Origin of the sequence: Methyloglobulus sp., from assembly GCF_040079455.1 — a bacterium.
Taxonomy (GTDB): domain Bacteria; phylum Pseudomonadota; class Gammaproteobacteria; order Methylococcales; family Methylomonadaceae; genus Methyloglobulus.
Map to the genome: position 1 here is coordinate 1 of NZ_JBEBKJ010000002.1, position 14,702 is coordinate 14,702.

Annotated in this window: 29 protein-coding genes; all 29 read left to right on the forward strand. The window is 42.0% G+C overall.

The genetic code is table 11. The features are described 5' to 3' along the window. Positions 1-61 precede the first annotated feature (61 nt). The 29 genes from tuf to rplQ all read left to right on the forward strand — a co-directional run bounded on the left by tuf (position 62) and on the right by rplQ (position 14,654). The gene (gene tuf / locus ABL924_RS00635; RefSeq protein ID WP_349025130.1) at positions 62-1,252 is read left to right on the forward strand and encodes an elongation factor Tu; all 1,191 of its coding nucleotides are present in this window, start codon (positions 62-64) and stop codon (positions 1,250-1,252) included. Between the two features lie 5 nt (positions 1,253-1,257). Beyond that, the gene (gene rpsJ, locus ABL924_RS00640; protein WP_349025131.1) at positions 1,258-1,569 is read left to right on the forward strand and encodes a 30S ribosomal protein S10; all 312 of its coding nucleotides are present in this window, start codon (positions 1,258-1,260) and stop codon (positions 1,567-1,569) included. A gap of 18 nt (positions 1,570-1,587) precedes the next feature. Continuing rightward, complete coding sequence (rplC, locus tag ABL924_RS00645) at positions 1,588-2,238, forward strand: 50S ribosomal protein L3 (RefSeq protein WP_349025132.1); 651 nt, start codon at positions 1,588-1,590, stop codon at positions 2,236-2,238. Between the two features lie 3 nt (positions 2,239-2,241). Then, positions 2,242-2,859 (forward strand): 50S ribosomal protein L4, encoded by a 618-nt coding sequence (rplD, locus tag ABL924_RS00650; RefSeq protein ID WP_349025133.1) that lies wholly within the window; start codon positions 2,242-2,244, stop codon positions 2,857-2,859. Continuing rightward, a complete protein-coding gene (rplW, locus tag ABL924_RS00655; RefSeq protein WP_349025134.1) occupies positions 2,856-3,146 on the forward strand; it encodes a 50S ribosomal protein L23 in 291 nt (96 codons plus the stop codon). The genes rplD and rplW overlap by 4 nt, the downstream gene beginning before the upstream one ends. Positions 3,147-3,186: 40 nt before the next feature. Continuing rightward, entirely contained in the window at positions 3,187-4,008 is an 822-nt protein-coding gene (rplB, locus tag ABL924_RS00660; protein WP_349025135.1) for a 50S ribosomal protein L2, read from the forward strand. A gap of 18 nt (positions 4,009-4,026) precedes the next feature. After that, positions 4,027-4,299 carry a 30S ribosomal protein S19 gene (gene rpsS, locus ABL924_RS00665; protein ID WP_349025136.1) on the forward strand — a complete coding sequence of 91 codons (273 nt, stop codon included), beginning with the start codon at positions 4,027-4,029 and terminating at the stop codon, positions 4,297-4,299. Positions 4,300-4,307: 8 nt separating this feature from the next. Continuing rightward, the gene (gene rplV / locus ABL924_RS00670) at positions 4,308-4,643 is read left to right on the forward strand and encodes a 50S ribosomal protein L22 (RefSeq protein WP_349025137.1); all 336 of its coding nucleotides are present in this window, start codon (positions 4,308-4,310) and stop codon (positions 4,641-4,643) included. A 9-nt stretch (positions 4,644-4,652) separates the two neighbouring features. After that, positions 4,653-5,324, forward strand: coding sequence for a 30S ribosomal protein S3 (rpsC, locus tag ABL924_RS00675; RefSeq protein WP_349025138.1), 672 nt, complete (start codon positions 4,653-4,655; stop codon positions 5,322-5,324). Positions 5,325-5,340: 16 nt separating this feature from the next. Beyond that, positions 5,341-5,754: a 50S ribosomal protein L16 gene (gene rplP, locus ABL924_RS00680; protein ID WP_349025139.1), complete on the forward strand. Its 414-nt coding sequence runs from the start codon at positions 5,341-5,343 to the stop codon at positions 5,752-5,754. Beyond that, entirely contained in the window at positions 5,754-5,945 is a 192-nt protein-coding gene (rpmC, locus tag ABL924_RS00685) for a 50S ribosomal protein L29 (RefSeq protein WP_349025140.1), read from the forward strand. The genes rplP and rpmC overlap by 1 nt, the downstream gene beginning before the upstream one ends. 1 nt (position 5,946) lies before the next feature. Next, positions 5,947-6,210, forward strand: coding sequence for a 30S ribosomal protein S17 (gene rpsQ, locus ABL924_RS00690; protein WP_349025141.1), 264 nt, complete (start codon positions 5,947-5,949; stop codon positions 6,208-6,210). Between the two features lie 36 nt (positions 6,211-6,246). After that, a complete protein-coding gene (gene rplN / locus ABL924_RS00695; protein WP_349025142.1) occupies positions 6,247-6,615 on the forward strand; it encodes a 50S ribosomal protein L14 in 369 nt (122 codons plus the stop codon). Positions 6,616-6,626: 11 nt separating this feature from the next. Continuing rightward, positions 6,627-6,944, forward strand: coding sequence for a 50S ribosomal protein L24 (rplX, locus tag ABL924_RS00700; protein WP_349025143.1), 318 nt, complete (start codon positions 6,627-6,629; stop codon positions 6,942-6,944). 13 nt (positions 6,945-6,957) lie between these two features. Further along, positions 6,958-7,497, forward strand: coding sequence for a 50S ribosomal protein L5 (rplE, locus tag ABL924_RS00705; protein WP_349025144.1), 540 nt, complete (start codon positions 6,958-6,960; stop codon positions 7,495-7,497). Positions 7,498-7,506: 9 nt separating this feature from the next. Continuing rightward, positions 7,507-7,812, forward strand: coding sequence for a 30S ribosomal protein S14 (rpsN, locus tag ABL924_RS00710; RefSeq protein WP_349025145.1), 306 nt, complete (start codon positions 7,507-7,509; stop codon positions 7,810-7,812). A gap of 30 nt (positions 7,813-7,842) precedes the next feature. Next, on the forward strand, positions 7,843-8,238 hold the full coding sequence (gene rpsH, locus ABL924_RS00715; protein WP_349025146.1) for a 30S ribosomal protein S8: 396 nt from the start codon (positions 7,843-7,845) through the stop codon (positions 8,236-8,238). A 12-nt stretch (positions 8,239-8,250) separates the two neighbouring features. Then, positions 8,251-8,784 carry a 50S ribosomal protein L6 gene (gene rplF / locus ABL924_RS00720; protein ID WP_349025147.1) on the forward strand — a complete coding sequence of 178 codons (534 nt, stop codon included), beginning with the start codon at positions 8,251-8,253 and terminating at the stop codon, positions 8,782-8,784. 7 nt (positions 8,785-8,791) lie between these two features. Next, entirely contained in the window at positions 8,792-9,145 is a 354-nt protein-coding gene (gene rplR / locus ABL924_RS00725) for a 50S ribosomal protein L18 (RefSeq protein WP_349025148.1), read from the forward strand. A 9-nt stretch (positions 9,146-9,154) separates the two neighbouring features. Next, positions 9,155-9,661 (forward strand): 30S ribosomal protein S5, encoded by a 507-nt coding sequence (gene rpsE / locus ABL924_RS00730; protein ID WP_349025149.1) that lies wholly within the window; start codon positions 9,155-9,157, stop codon positions 9,659-9,661. 4 nt (positions 9,662-9,665) lie between these two features. Then, positions 9,666-9,851, forward strand: a complete 186-nt coding sequence (rpmD, locus tag ABL924_RS00735) for a 50S ribosomal protein L30 (protein WP_349025150.1) — start codon at positions 9,666-9,668, stop codon at positions 9,849-9,851. After that, complete coding sequence (rplO, locus tag ABL924_RS00740) at positions 9,851-10,285, forward strand: 50S ribosomal protein L15 (protein ID WP_349025151.1); 435 nt, start codon at positions 9,851-9,853, stop codon at positions 10,283-10,285. The genes rpmD and rplO overlap by 1 nt, the downstream gene beginning before the upstream one ends. Further along, positions 10,286-11,611 carry a preprotein translocase subunit SecY gene (secY, locus tag ABL924_RS00745; RefSeq protein ID WP_349025152.1) on the forward strand — a complete coding sequence of 442 codons (1,326 nt, stop codon included), beginning with the start codon at positions 10,286-10,288 and terminating at the stop codon, positions 11,609-11,611. A gap of 30 nt (positions 11,612-11,641) precedes the next feature. Further along, complete coding sequence (gene rpmJ / locus ABL924_RS00750; RefSeq protein ID WP_349025153.1) at positions 11,642-11,755, forward strand: 50S ribosomal protein L36; 114 nt, start codon at positions 11,642-11,644, stop codon at positions 11,753-11,755. Between the two features lie 76 nt (positions 11,756-11,831). Next, a complete protein-coding gene (gene rpsM / locus ABL924_RS00755; protein ID WP_349025154.1) occupies positions 11,832-12,188 on the forward strand; it encodes a 30S ribosomal protein S13 in 357 nt (118 codons plus the stop codon). Positions 12,189-12,210: 22 nt separating this feature from the next. Then, on the forward strand, positions 12,211-12,597 hold the full coding sequence (gene rpsK, locus ABL924_RS00760; protein ID WP_349025155.1) for a 30S ribosomal protein S11: 387 nt from the start codon (positions 12,211-12,213) through the stop codon (positions 12,595-12,597). 16 nt (positions 12,598-12,613) lie between these two features. Further along, positions 12,614-13,234: a 30S ribosomal protein S4 gene (gene rpsD, locus ABL924_RS00765; RefSeq protein ID WP_349025156.1), complete on the forward strand. Its 621-nt coding sequence runs from the start codon at positions 12,614-12,616 to the stop codon at positions 13,232-13,234. 21 nt (positions 13,235-13,255) lie between these two features. Then, on the forward strand, positions 13,256-14,269 hold the full coding sequence (gene rpoA / locus ABL924_RS00770) for a DNA-directed RNA polymerase subunit alpha (RefSeq protein WP_349025157.1): 1,014 nt from the start codon (positions 13,256-13,258) through the stop codon (positions 14,267-14,269). 16 nt (positions 14,270-14,285) lie between these two features. Next, positions 14,286-14,654 (forward strand): 50S ribosomal protein L17, encoded by a 369-nt coding sequence (rplQ, locus tag ABL924_RS00775; RefSeq protein ID WP_349025158.1) that lies wholly within the window; start codon positions 14,286-14,288, stop codon positions 14,652-14,654. The last annotated feature ends 48 nt before the right edge of the window (positions 14,655-14,702 follow it).

Consider the following 14,702-nt stretch of genomic DNA (forward strand, 5'->3'; position numbering starts at 1 on the left):
ATTGCAGAAGCAATTATTAAAAAATCATCATAATTTGAATGTAACAGAAAGGTATTGAGTCATGGCTAAAGAAAAATTTTCACGTAGTAAGCCCCACGTCAATGTTGGCACAATTGGTCACGTCGATCACGGTAAAACAACATTAACGGCTGCTTTAACAACGGTAATGGCTAAGTTGCACGGTGGTGCGGTTAAAGCGTTCGATCAAATTGACAATGCGCCAGAAGAGCGAGCGCGTGGTATTACTATTGCCACTTCTCATGTCGAGTATGAATCTACAAACCGTCATTATGCTCACGTAGACTGCCCAGGTCACGCTGACTACGTTAAAAACATGATTACAGGAGCAGCGCAGATGGATGGCGCGATTCTGGTCTGTTCTGCTGCTGACGGTCCAATGCCGCAAACTAGAGAACACATACTGTTGTCAAGACAGGTTGGCGTTCCTTACGTAGTCGTTTTCCTGAATAAAGCTGATATGGTTGACGATGAAGAGTTAATCGAATTGGTGGAAATGGAACTTAGAGAATTGCTGGATATGTACGAATTTCCAGGCGACGATACTCCTATCATCAGAGGTTCAGCGTTGCTTGCATTGCAAGGTGATGAAAGTGATATTGGCGTACCTTCTGTTATTAGGTTGGTAGAGGCGTTGGATAGCTACATTCCATTGCCAGAAAGAGCAATAGATGGTGCGTTCTTAATGCCGATTGAAGATGTATTCTCAATTTCAGGTCGTGGTACTGTAGTGACAGGTCGTATCGAACGCGGTATTGTCAAAGTTGGTCAAGAAGTTGAAATTGTTGGAATCAGACCTACAGTTGTAACCACCTGTACTGGTGTAGAAATGTTCCGTAAACTGCTGGATCAAGGTCAAGCGGGCGATAACGTTGGTTTGTTGTTGAGAGGCACGAAACGTGATGACGTTGAGCGTGGACAAGTATTGGCGCACAAAGGCACCATAAAACCACATGCTCATTTTAATGCTGAAATTTACATATTATCAAAAGATGAGGGTGGTCGTCATACGCCGTTTTTTGATGGCTATCGTCCACAGTTCTATTTTAGAACTACCGATGTCACTGGTGCTGTTGCTTTGCCTGAAGGCGTTGAAATGGTAATGCCTGGTGATAATATTTCAGTTAAAGTGAAATTAATATCGCCGATTGCTATGGAAGACGGCTTACGCTTTGCTATTCGTGAAGGTGGTCGTACCGTTGGTGCCGGTGTTGTTGCATCTATCATCGAGTAAGAAAAATGACAAACCAAACTATCAGAATCCGGTTGAAATCGTTTGACCATAAATTGATCGACCAATCGGCTGGTGAGATAGTAGAAACAGCAAGGCGGACAGGTGCTCAAGTTAAAGGCCCTATTCCCTTGCCTACTAAGAAAGAGCGTTATACGATTTTGATTTCCCCGCATGTCAATAAAGATGCGAGAGATCAATATGAATTAAGAACATATAAAAGATTGCTGGATATTGTTGAGCCGACTGAGAAAACAGTCGATGCCTTGATGAAATTGGATCTCGCCGCTGGCGTTGATGTTCAGATAAAGTTAAGTTAAGAATTGAGGAATTGGCAGATGTCAATAGGTCTTGTAGGTCGAAAATGTGGTATGACCAGGGTATTTACTGAAGATGGAGCTTCTGTACCCGTTACTGTGTTACAGGTAGACTCCAATAGAATCGCCCAGATCAAAAGTGTTGAAGTTGATGGGTATCGTTCGATTCAGGTCGCAGTAGGTGATAAAAAGTCATCCCATGTTAATAAGGCGATGGCGGGTCACTATGCCTCAGCTAATATGACGGCCGGAAGAGGTCTTTGGGAGTTCAGGCTATCAGAGGATGAAGGCAAGGATTTTGTCGTAGGGACTCAATTGCCCGTGAGTATATTCTCAGCCGGTCAGGTTGTAGATGTGCAAGGAAGAACGATTGGTAAAGGCTTTGCTGGTGGCATAAAACGCCATCATTTTCACATGCAGGATGCAACTCATGGTAACTCGCTCTCGCACAGGGTATTGGGTTCCATTGGTATGAACCAAACGCCTGGGCGGGTATTTAAAGGAAAAAAGATGGCTGGTCACCTTGGTGCGGTAAAAAGGACTATCCAAAATCTGACCATACACTCAGTTGATACTGAAAGAAATTTAATTCTAGTTAAAGGTGCAGTGCCTGGCGCTAAAGGCGGTGATGTAATTGTTACACCCGCAATGAAAATGAAAAATAAAGGTTAGGTTATGGGTTTGCAAATACCAGCTTTAAGTGGAAATAATTCCAATAACGTCGATGTGCTTGAGTCTGTTTTTGGGCAAACATATAACGAAACGTTAATCCATCAATTGGTAACAAGGTACTTGGCTGGTGCACGCGCTGGTACAAAAGCGCAGAAGACACGCTCTGATGTCAGCGGCGGTGGTTCAAAGCCGTGGAAGCAAAAAGGTACGGGTCGTGCGCGTGCTGGTACAACCCGAAGCCCTTTATGGCGGACTGGTGGTATTACCTTTGCTGCCAGGCCAAGAAATTACGACCAAAAGCTGAATAAGAAAATGTTCCGCGTCGGTATCCGCTCGATTTTATCTGAATTGCTAAGACAAAATAGATTGGTTGTCAGTGACACTATCGTACCTGCCACTGCAAAGACTAAAGAATTTAGCGCAAAGCTTAAAACCATAGATGCAAGACGAGTGTTAATCATCGTCGATAAGGTTGAAGTTAATTTGATCTTGGCATCCAGAAACATTCCAAATGTTGAGGTTGTTGAAGCGGCAAATTTAAGCCCAGTTTTGCTAGTTGGTGCTGACAAGATTATTGCAACATCGGCTGCGATTAAGAGTTTAGAGGAGCGTTTAGCATGAATTACCAATTAGCTGATGTACTGGAAGCTCCGATTATCTCAGAGAAAAGCACTATTGCTGCTGAAAAAGATCATCGGTTTGTCTTTAAGGTAAAAAAACAGGCAACTAAAAAACAAGTCAAAAATGCCGTTGAAACAATGTTCAGTGTTGAAGTCGATTCAGTTCATGTTTTGAATGTTAAAGGCAAGGAAAAACGGTTCGGGAAGACATTAGGTCAGCGATCTGATTGGAAAAAGGCTTACGTCAAGCTAAAACCCGGACATGACATAAACTTTGCAACGCCATAGTTTATTTAATTAAAGAGACAATAGGGAACGGTAACAAGATATGGCTATTGTAAAGTCAAAACCGACATCACCTGGTTCGCGCTTTGTTGTGCGGATCAAGAGTGAAGGCCTCCATAAAGGTAAGCCTTATGCTCCATTACTGAGTAAAAAAAGTAAAAGTGGTGGTCGGAATAACCTAGGTCGGATAACAACTCGACATGTTGGCGGTGGGCATAAGCAGCGCTATCGCATTATCGACTTTAAACGTAATAAATTGGATGTGCCGGCGGTAGTTGAGCGTCTTGAATATGATCCAAATAGAACGGCCAATATTGCGCTTATTCTATTTAAAGATGGTGAGCGTCGATACATTATTGCGCCTAAAGGTATTGAAGTTGGCCAAGAACTTATTTCTTCTGAAACCGTTCCTGTGAAACCCGGTAACTGTATGCCCTTACGTAATGTCCCAATGGGTGCCATCGTTCATTGCGTCGAATTAAAACCAGGCAAAGGCGCACAGCTAGCACGAAGCGCGGGTACCTCGGTACAGCTAGTAGCTAGAGATGGTGCTCATGCGACTATAAGGCTGCGTTCCGGTGAAATGCGGAAAGTTTTAGCTGATTGCCGTGCGGTAATCGGTGAAGTTTCAAATTCAGAGCATAATTTAACTTCTTTAGGAAAAGCTGGGGCTACTCGGTGGAGAGGAGTTAGGCCGACTGTTCGTGGGGTTGTAATGAATCCTGTTGACCATCCGCATGGTGGTGGTGAAGGCAGGACATCAGGCGGTAGGCATCCAGTATCCCCTTGGGGTGTGCCCACTAAAGGCTATAAGACCAGAAAAAACAAACGGACTGATAGCATGATTATCAGACGTAGAAAATAAGCTAAGAGAGGTATAACCGTGCCACGGTCAATAAAAAAAGGTCCATTCATCGATCATCATCTTCAAAAGAAAGTAGAAGATGCGGTTACTGCCAATAGTCGTAAGCCTATTAAAACATGGTCGAGAAGATCAATGATTATTCCTGATATGCTGGGACTAACCATAGCTATCCACAATGGTCGCTTACATATTCCCGTACTCATATCTGAAAATATGGTCGGGCACAAGTTAGGTGAATTTGCGCCTACTCGTACCTTTAAAGGCCATGTGGCTGATAAAAAATCAAGATAGGTTGTGTGATGGAAATTTCAGCGAAATTAAGTAATGCGCCTTTATCAGCTCAAAAAGCACGTCTGGTTGGGGATATGATACGTGGGTTGCCTGTAGATCAAGCACTGAACACACTAAAGTTCAGTTCAAAAAAAGCAGCAGCAATCGTTAAAAAGATTCTTGAGTCTGCAATAGCAAATGCAGAACACAACGAAAGCGCGGACATCGACGAGTTGCGAGTCTCAACAGTGTTTGTTGATGAAGCACCAACTACGAAAAGATTTAAGGCAAGAGCTAAGGGACGTGCCAATCATATCCTTAAAAGAACCTGCCATATAACAGTTAAAGTCTCGGAAAACGAGTAGGGGCAGAAAATGGGACAAAAAGTACATCCAATTGGTATTCGTCTTGGAATAGTCAAGGATTGGAATTCAAGATGGTATGCAAATAGCCATGATTACCCCCTGTTTTTAAATCAGGATCTTGCAGTCAGGAAATTTCTAAAAGCTAAGCTGGCGCATGCATCGGTTAGCCATATTCAGATTAACCGTCCTGCAAACAATGCACACATCACTATCCATACGGCTAGACCTGGCATTGTTATTGGCAAAAAAGGCGAAGATATTGATTTATTACGGCAGCATATATCAAAAATGATAGGTGTGCCAGTGCAGCTCAATGTTGAAGAAATTAGAAAACCAGAGCTTGATGCGCTGTTAGTGGCAGAAGGCGTGGCGCAGCAGCTAGAGAAACGTATTATGTATCGTAGAGCTATGAAGCGTGCCGTTACCAATACCATGCGCCTCGGAGCTGAAGGCATAAAAATCAATGTTGGCGGTCGGTTAAATGGCGCTGAAATTGCCAGAAGCGAATGGTACAGAGAAGGCCGAGTGCCTTTGCATACCTTAAGGGCTGATATTGATTATGCAACCGCTGAAGCAAATACGACTTACGGAATCATCGGTATAAAAGTATGGATATTCAAAGGCGAAGTATTTGATACGGGTTCGAATAGTACAGCCAATAATTCTGATTCTAAGAAATAAGTAAAGGGACAGAGTAATGCTTCAACCAAAAAGAACAAAATTCCGTAAACAACACAAAGGTAGAAATAACGGAACTGCCGTACGTGGATCGTCTGTCAGTTTTGGCGAATACGGATTAAAGGCGATTAGCCGTGGCAGACTGACTGCTAGGCAAATCGAATCCGCCCGTAGAACAATCACTCGTCATGTTAAGCGTGGTGGGAAAATCTGGATTAGAATCTTCCCAGATAAACCAATTACCAAAAAACCCTTAGAAGTTCGTATGGGAAAAGGCAAAGGTAGTGTAGAATACTGGGTTGCGCAAATTAGACCCGGAACGATGTTATATGAGATACAAGGAGTTTCTGAAGAGTTGGCGCGGGAAGCATTTACCCTGGCGGCTGCTAAGTTACCGTTGAAAACTCTATTCACTGCTCGGACGATAATGTAATGAAAGCAACAGAATTACGCAAAAAGACTAAGGATGAGCTAGGTACTGTACTTATCGATCTTTCGCGGGAAAAATTTAATCTAAAGATGCAAAAAGGCACAGGCCAGCTTTCTAAGCCAGATCAGGTCAAAAAAGTAAGGCGTGACATAGCCCGTGTCCATACCATCATCAACGAAATGACGAGAACGTAAAATGACTGAAAATGAAGTCAAGCTGCGGACGATAACCGGTAAGGTTGTTAGTAATAAAATGGATAAAACCGTTACTGTGTTGGTGGAGCGTGTGGTTAAGCATCCGGTTTATGGCAAGTATATTAAGCGGTCAACCAAGATGATGGCGCATGACGAACAGAATGTTTGTCAGGAAGGCGACGTGGTCTCAATTACGTCTTGTAGGCCGATGTCCAAAAACAAAACCTTTAAGCTGGTTGAAGTTCTGGAAGTTGCTAAGCGATAAGTGCTGCAATCAATTAAAGTTAATTAGGAAAAAATCATGATTCAGATGCAAACTAACCTTGATGTTGCCGATAATAGCGGCGCAAAAAGAGTCATGTGTATCAAAGTGTTAGGTGGTTCGCACAGGCGTTATGCGGGTATTGGTGACATCATCAAGGTCAGTATAAAAGATGCAATTCCACGTGGACGGGTAAAAAAAGGTGAGGTTTATAACGCGCTTGTCGTAAGGACAGCTAAAGGTGTCCGCAGGGCGGATGGCTCAGTCATCCGTTTCGATGGTAATGCAGCGGTAATCCTAAACAATAATTTACAGCCATTAGGAACTCGTATTTTTGGGCCAGTAACACGTGAATTAAGGGGGGAGAGATTTATGAAAATTATCTCCCTGGCTCCCGAAGTATTATAGGAGACTTATACATGAATAAAATTAAAAAAGGTGACGATGTCGTCATTCGCACCGGTAAAGATAAAGGCAAAAGTGGTAGGGTTGCTCAGGTTTTGAAAGATAATAAAATTTTGGTTGAAGGACTCAACCAGGCTAAAAAAAACCAAAAGCCAAATCCTAATACAGGGGTAACAGGTGGTATTGTCGTGAAAGATATGCCAATTAATGTTTCTAATGTGGGTCTTTACAATCCAACGACAAAAAAGGCTGATCGAGTAGGTTTTAGATTCTTGGAAAATGGCAAGAAAGTTCGGTATTTTAAGTCAACAAATGAAACCGTTGATGTGTAAGGTATATTAAATCATGGCTAGACTAGAGTCCGTTTACAAAGAAACCATTCTTCCAGAATTGGTAAAGCAGTTTTCCTACAAATCCGTGATGCAAGCTCCACGGATTACAAAAATAACCCTTAATATGGGCGTTGGGGAGGCTGTTGCAGATAAAAAAATATTGCAATCCGCTGTCAGTGATATGGAAAAAATATCAGGACAGAAGCCAGTGATTACCTTGGCAAGGAAATCGATAGCCGGCTTTAAGATACGTGATGATATGCCAATAGGCTGCAAAGTCACTTTGCGTAGTCAAAGGATGTATGAGTTTCTTGATCGGCTTATCAGTATATCAATTCCCAGAATCCGTGATTTTAGAGGTTTAAGCCCTAAGAGTTTTGATGGATATGGCAATTACTCCATGGGTGTTAAAGAGCAAATCATATTTCCAGAAATTGACTATGACAAGATCGACGCGATTCGTGGGATGGATATTACGATTACAACTACCGCGCAAACTAATGAAGAAGGCTTGGCGTTGTTAAAGCTCTTTAATTTTCCGTTTAAGAATTGAGATTTAGATATGGCCAAAAAGTCGATGATTGCCCGCGAAGATAAGCGTAAAAAGCTAGTTCTTAAGTACGATACTAAACGTAAGGCAATAAGAGAAATCATTAGAGATCCTAATGCGACATTTGAGCAAAAAGAAGTTGCTCATTTGCAGTTACAAAAATTGCCTAGAGATTCGAGCGCTACCAGAATACGTAACCGCTGTGCAATCACCGGTCGTCCTCATGGATACTATCGTAAATTTGGTCTTAGCAGAAACAAATTAAGAGAAGCGACAATGCGTGGTGATGTGCCTGGTGTTGTTAAGGCCAGTTGGTAACATGAGCAGTAACGGTTTGGAGACAAAACAATGAGTATGACAGACCCAGTGGCAGATATGTTGACACGGATCAGAAATGGTCAATCTGCTGGGAAAAAATTTATAAAACAACCTTCCTCAAAACTGAAGCTGTCTATTGCTAAGGTATTAAAAGACGAAGGTTATATCGCCGATTTTAGTACGGAAACATCTGGTAGTCACATTGAGATGACCGTTGACTTGAAGTACCATAAGGGTACTCCTGTTATTGAAACGATTAAAAGAATCAGTAGGCCCGGATTGCGTATCTATAAATCAAAAGATGAGTTACCTAAAGTATTGGGTGGCTTAGGTATTGCAGTTGTGTCAACATCCAATGGCGTTATGACAGATAGGGCTGCTAGAGCTAAAGGTCATGGCGGTGAAATTATTTGTACTGTTTGTTAATGGTGGTGTTTTATGTCAAGAATTGCTAAAGCGCCAGTTACCATCCCAAAAGGTGTAGATGTCAAATTGACGGGCAATAATATGACCGTTAAAGGCAGTAAAGGTCAGTTGTCATTTGATTTTAATCCTGCAGTTGGAATGACTGTTGCTGATAACGTTATTCAGATGCAATGGGATAAAGATAACAAGAGTGCTATTGCTCAAGCGGGTACTGCAAGGTCTATCGTGAATAGTATGGTGATAGGCGTTTCGGAAGGTTTCGAAAAGAAAATGACTCTTGTAGGTGTAGGTTACAGGGCTCAGACTAAAGGCAATGTCCTTAGTTTGGCGCTTGGCTTTTCCCACCCTGTTGAATTTGAAGTTCCCGTCGGTATTACCGTTGAAACGCCTACCCAAACAGAAATCATCGTTAGGGGCAGTGATAAGCAACAAGTTGGTCAGGTTGCTGCAAAGATAAGAGCTTATAGGCCGCCAGAGCCATATAAGGGTAAAGGTGTCAGGTACGCCGATGAGAATGTAGTTAAAAAAGAAGCTAAGAAGAAATAGGTCAGTCATGGATAAGAAAAAGTCTCGATTAAAACGTGCAATAAAATTGCGCTGTAAGATTAGGCAGTTGAATGCCAATCGCTTATCTATTCATAAAACACCTCAGCATATTTATGCACAAGTCATAAGCGGGGATGGAACAAAAACCTTAGCAAGTGCTTCGACAAATCAAGCTGAAATTAAAAGTGGCTTGAAAAACACAGGCAACATCAATGCTGCCGCCGAAGTTGGAAAATTTATCGCCCAAAAAGCCATTGCTGCGGGTGTTACAGAGGTTGCGTTCGACCGCTCTGGTTTTAAATACCACGGTCGTGTTAAGGCTTTAGCAGATGCTGCTCGAGAAGCCGGATTAAAGTTTTAGGAGAATAAAATGGCTACAGCACCTGCACAAGGCAGCACAGATGGTTTGCAAGAAAAGCTAGTTAACGTTAGACGCGTTGCTAAGGTTGTTAAAGGTGGTCGAGTATTCGGTTTCGCTGCACTTACCGTAGTCGGTGATGGTGAAGGTCGAGTCGGTTATGGGGTAAGCAAAGCACGAGAAGTGCCTATTGCCATACAAAAATCACTCGAACAAGCCCGTAAAAATATGCGTAAAGTTGCCTTGAAAGGCGATACTTTACAGTACGCGATTATGAACACGACTGGCGCAGCTAAGGTCTATATGCAGCCTGCTTCAGAAGGTACTGGAATCATTGCCGGTGGAGCGATGAGGGCAGTATTTGAAGTCGTTGGTGTCCATAATGTTTTAGCTAAGTGCATAGGAACTAATAACCCGATCAACGTGGTTAGAGCAACTATCAATGGCTTGACCGGAATGCACAACGCAAACCAAATAGCTGCCAAGCGCGGTTTGACAGTCGAACAAATTATTGGATAGTACAATGGTTAGTAGTAAGTTAAGTGTTACGATGACAAAAAGTAAGTTCGGACGGCTGCCCGTGCATCGAGCTTGTTTAAAAGGTTTAGGTTTAGGGAAGATCAACCAGACAGTTGAGGTTCTTAACACACCGGAAAACAGGGGGATGATTAAAAAAGTATCCTATATGTTAAGAGTTGAGGAAAAATAATGTTTTTGAATACTATCCAAGCAAGTGAAGGATCCAGAAAAAAGTCCAGGAGAGTTGGTCGAGGCATTGGCTGCACCATGGGTAAGACTTGTGGGAAGGGTCATAAAGGCCAAAAAGCCCGTAGCGGTGGCTTTCATAAAGTTGGTTTCGAGGGTGGTCAAATGCCCTTACAACGTCGTCTGCCTAAGATAGGTTTTCGTTCTAGGACGGCTAAGTATTCTGCTGAAGTCAGATTGGGTGAGTTAGAAGGCCTGAGCTTAGATGTAGTTGATCTTGCTATTTTGATCAAAAATAATATCGTTCCTGCTTTTACGCAAAAAGCGAAAGTTATATTGTCTGGCGAAATAAAAAGAGCCGTTACCATCAAAGGCATTAACGTAACTGGCGGTGCGAAGCTTGCAATAGAAGCGGCTGGTGGCAAGGTCGAGGTTTAAGTGAGTACGCCAAAATCTGCCTTACCTGCTTACAAACCAGGTGGTTTTTCTGAGTTAAATGCTAGGTTGCTTTTTGTATTCGGTGCCTTTGTTGTCTATAGAATTGGTGCTCACATTCCCGTTCCAGGAATTGATCCAAAAGCTCTCCAGGTTATGTTTGAGCAGCAAAGCGGCTCCATTCTGGATATGTTTAATATGTTCTCCGGTGGTGCATTGATGCGGTTAAGCCTCTTTGCACTCGGCATTATGCCTTATATTTCGGCTTCTATTATCATGCAGTTAATGACAGTTGTCATTCCAGCCATGGAACAGCTTAAAAAAGAAGGCGAATCGGGAAGAAAAAAGATTTCTCAATATACACGGTACGGTACGGTCGTATTGGCAACCTTCCAAGCTATCGGTATATCTCTTGCATTACAAAATCAGACGGCTGGCGGATTGTCGGTAGTTTTGACGCCAGGATTAAGTTTTATCGTTATTACGACTATAACCTTGGTGACAGGTACGGTTTTCCTGATGTGGTTAGGTGAGCAAGTGACCGAGCGTGGTATTGGTAATGGTATTTCCTTAATAATTTTTGCAGGTATCGTCTCAGGGTTACCAAAAGCGATTGGTGGCACTTTAGAGTTAGCAAGAACGGGTGAGATGAATGGTGGGTTTATAATCTTACTGTTTTTGTTATCAATATTCGTTACTGCGCTCGTGGTTTTTGTTGAGAGAGGTCAAAGACGTATTCTCATTAATTATCCGAAACGCCAGCAAGGTAGAAAAGTCTATGCTGGGCAGACCAGTTTCTTGCCACTTAAGCTTAATATGGCTGGTGTAATTCCCCCTATTTTTGCTTCCAGTATCATCTTATTTCCTGCCACCATTGCTGGCTGGTTCGGTAATACTGAAGGTTTCACTTGGCTTCAAGACGTCGCAACCATGTTGTCTCCAGGTCAGCCTGTTTATGTTATGTTTTATGCAACGGCTATCATTTTCTTCTGCTTTTTTTATACCGCTTTGGTGTTTAACTCAAAAGAAACTGCTGAAAACTTGAAAAAGTCCGGTGCATTTTTGCCGGGAATAAGGCCAGGTATTCAAACAAGTGCTTACATAGACAAAGTCATGACTCGCCTGACTTTAATCGGTGCCTTTTATATTACTTTAGTCTGCTTATTGCCTGAGTTTTTAATAGTTTACTGGAATGTTCCTTTTTACTTTGGCGGAACTTCCTTGCTGATTATCGTAGTAGTTGTAATGGATTTTATTTCGCAGATGCAAACGCATTTAATGTCTCAACAATATGAAGGCTTGATGAAAAAAGCTAATTTGAAGAAATAAGCCATAACACATGAATTTTAGGAGTTGGTAATGAAAGTACGAGCCTCAGTTAAAAGAATTTGTAGAAATTGCAAGGTTGTAAAAAGAAGCGGTGTTGTCAGGGTTATCTGTGTAGATGGAAGACATAAACAACGTCAAGGATAGAATTAGTTGTTGCTGTAAAATTGCAGCAGTGCTAAAATTTCGAGTTAACTTTAGAGTCCTATCAGGGGAGTACTAGATGGCACGTATTGCCGGGATAAACATACCAGAACATAAACATGCTTGGATTGCATTAACTTCTATTTATGGAGTTGGTCGCCAAACTGCAAGTGATATTTGTGAGAAAGTCGGTATTTTGACATCTGTAAAGATTAAAGACCTAACGGAAGATCAGTTAGAGTCCATTCGTACTGTTGTGTCAAAAATGACCGTTGAGGGCGATTTGCGTCGCGAAGTATCTATGAATATCAAAAGGTTGATGGATCTTGGATGTTATCGTGGTATTAGGCATCGTCGTGGTTTACCCTTAAGAGGGCAGCGAACCAAAACCAACGCACGAACTCGTAAAGGTCCACGCAAACCGATTAAAAAGTAAGAAATAAACAGGGTCTAAATTAATGGCAAGTCCAGCTCGTACCAGAAAACGCATTAAAAGAGAAGTAGCAGATGGCATCGTTCATGTCCATGCTTCATTCAACAATACCATCATTACTATTACCGATAGAAAAGGTAATGCTTTGTCGTGGGCGACATCAGGGGGCTCAGGCTTTCGTGGCTCAAGAAAAAGCACTCCATTTGCCGCACAGGTAGCAGCAGAGAAAGCGGGCACTGTCGCTTTGGAATTTGGTATGAAAAATCTTGATGTGCAGATTAAAGGCCCAGGCCCAGGGCGTGAGTCGGCTGTGCGTTCCCTAAATAATTTGGGGTTTAAAATTAATACGATTGTTGATGTGACACCCATTCCACACAATGGTTGCCGTCCACCTAAAAAACGCCGCGTGTAATTAAGGAGCTGTATAAATGGCAAGATATCTTGGACCCACTTGTAAATTAAGTAGAAGAGAAGGAACTGACCTTTTTCTAAAGAGCAGAGGTAAGTCTTTAGAAGGTAAATGTAAGTTAGACCAAAGGCCTGGTCAACACGGTACAAAGCGTGCTAGAAGCTCAGATTATGCGCTCCAGTTGAGGGCTAAGCAGCGTCTGCGTAGGATTTATGGTATTTTGGAGAAACAATTCAGAAATTACTATAAATCGGCTGATATGAAAAAAGGGGCAACTGGCGAGAATTTGCTAAATTTGCTCGAATCAAGATTAGATAATGTTGTTTATCGTATGGGATTTGCGTCCACTCGTGCTGAAGCAAGGCAATTAGTTAGCCATAAGTCAGTGCAAGTAAATGGCACATTAATAAATATACCATCTTACCAGTTATCTGTTGGTGATACTCTTTCAGTTAGAGAAAAAGCAAAAAAACAACAACGGATTGTTGATGCGCTAGTTGTGGCTGAACAATACGGTTTCCCTGCGTGGCTTGAAGTTAATCCAAAAGCCATGACGGGATCATTTAATTCTTTACCGGATCGTGTTGATCTGGGTAGCGACATCAACGAACAGTTGGTCGTAGAATTATACTCAAAATAATTGCGGTTCTGAGGAAGATACATGCAAAATTCTTTTGCTGGATTGTTAAAGCCTCGGTTAGTTGAGGTAGTAAGTAAAACACCTAATCATTCTAGGATAGTCATTGAGCCTTTGGAAAGAGGTTTTGGACATTCGCTCGGAAATGCTCTAAGAAGAGTGTTGCTGTCTACCATTCCAGGGTGTGCGGTTACTGATGTCGAGATTGAAGGTGTACAACATGAGTACACAACTATCGAAGGTGTTCAAGAAGATGTTATCGACATTTTATTGAACCTAAAAAAATTGGCAGTAGTACTTCACTCTAGGGATGAAGTTGAGCTAACGCTCACAAAAAATAGTGAAGGTAGCGTCACCGCTGCTGATATTACATTGCCGCACGACGTAGAAATTATTAATCCTGAGTTAGTCATTGCCAATCTGACGCAAGCAGGTGTTTTAAACATGAAAATTAGGATTCGTCGTGGTAGAGGTTACGAGCCGCTTAGTGTTCGTAAGACTCAATCAGACTATGTTCCTGTTGTTGGTGCTTTGCATTTAGATGCGTCTTATACGCCTATTGTCAAAGTAGCCTATCATGTTGAGAGTACCCGTGTTGAGCAACGAACCAATTTAGATAAATTGATTATTGAACTGGAAACCAACGGAACTGTTGATCCAGAGCAAACAATAAAGTTGGCGGCGACAATTCTTCATGACCAATTATCGGTCTTTGTTGATTTCGAACGAGTAGTTCATCCTAAAATTGAGGATGTTACTGTTACCGAAGATGATATTGATCCGATTTTGTTGCGTCCGGTTGATGATCTTGAGTTGACGGTGCGCTCTGCAAATTGCCTAAAAGCCGAAAATATATTTTATATTGGTGATTTGATACAACGGACTGAAGTCGAATTGTTAAAAACGCCTAATCTTGGCAAAAAGTCATTAACAGAAATAAAAGACATATTGGCTTTGAAAGGCTTGTCCTTGGGTATGCGGTTGGATAATTGGCCACCTGACAGCCTTGCTGACCAATCGCACGCAATAACACATTAACATAAGGTCTGTAGTAATGAGACATCGTAAAAGCGGTAGACAACTTAATATGAATAGCAGCCATAGAAAGGCGCTATTTAGTAACATGGCTAATTCATTGTTCAAGCATGAATTAATCAAAACAACATTACCAAAGGCAAAAGAATTGCGTGGCTTTGCAGAGCCTTTGATTACCTTATCAAAAGACGATAGCGTAGCAAAAAGACGACTCGCTTTTGCAAGATTGCGTGATCGTGACATGGTAACCAAACTCTTTAATGAGTTAGGTCCGCGTTATAAAAATCGTCCAGGAGGCTACCTCCGCATTATGAAATGTGGTTTCAGACCAGGGGACGATGCACCGATGGCGTATGTTGAGTTGGTTGACAGACCTACTGAATCTTGATTATTGGATTGATAAATAATCAATGAGACATAAAAAAACCGGCATCGC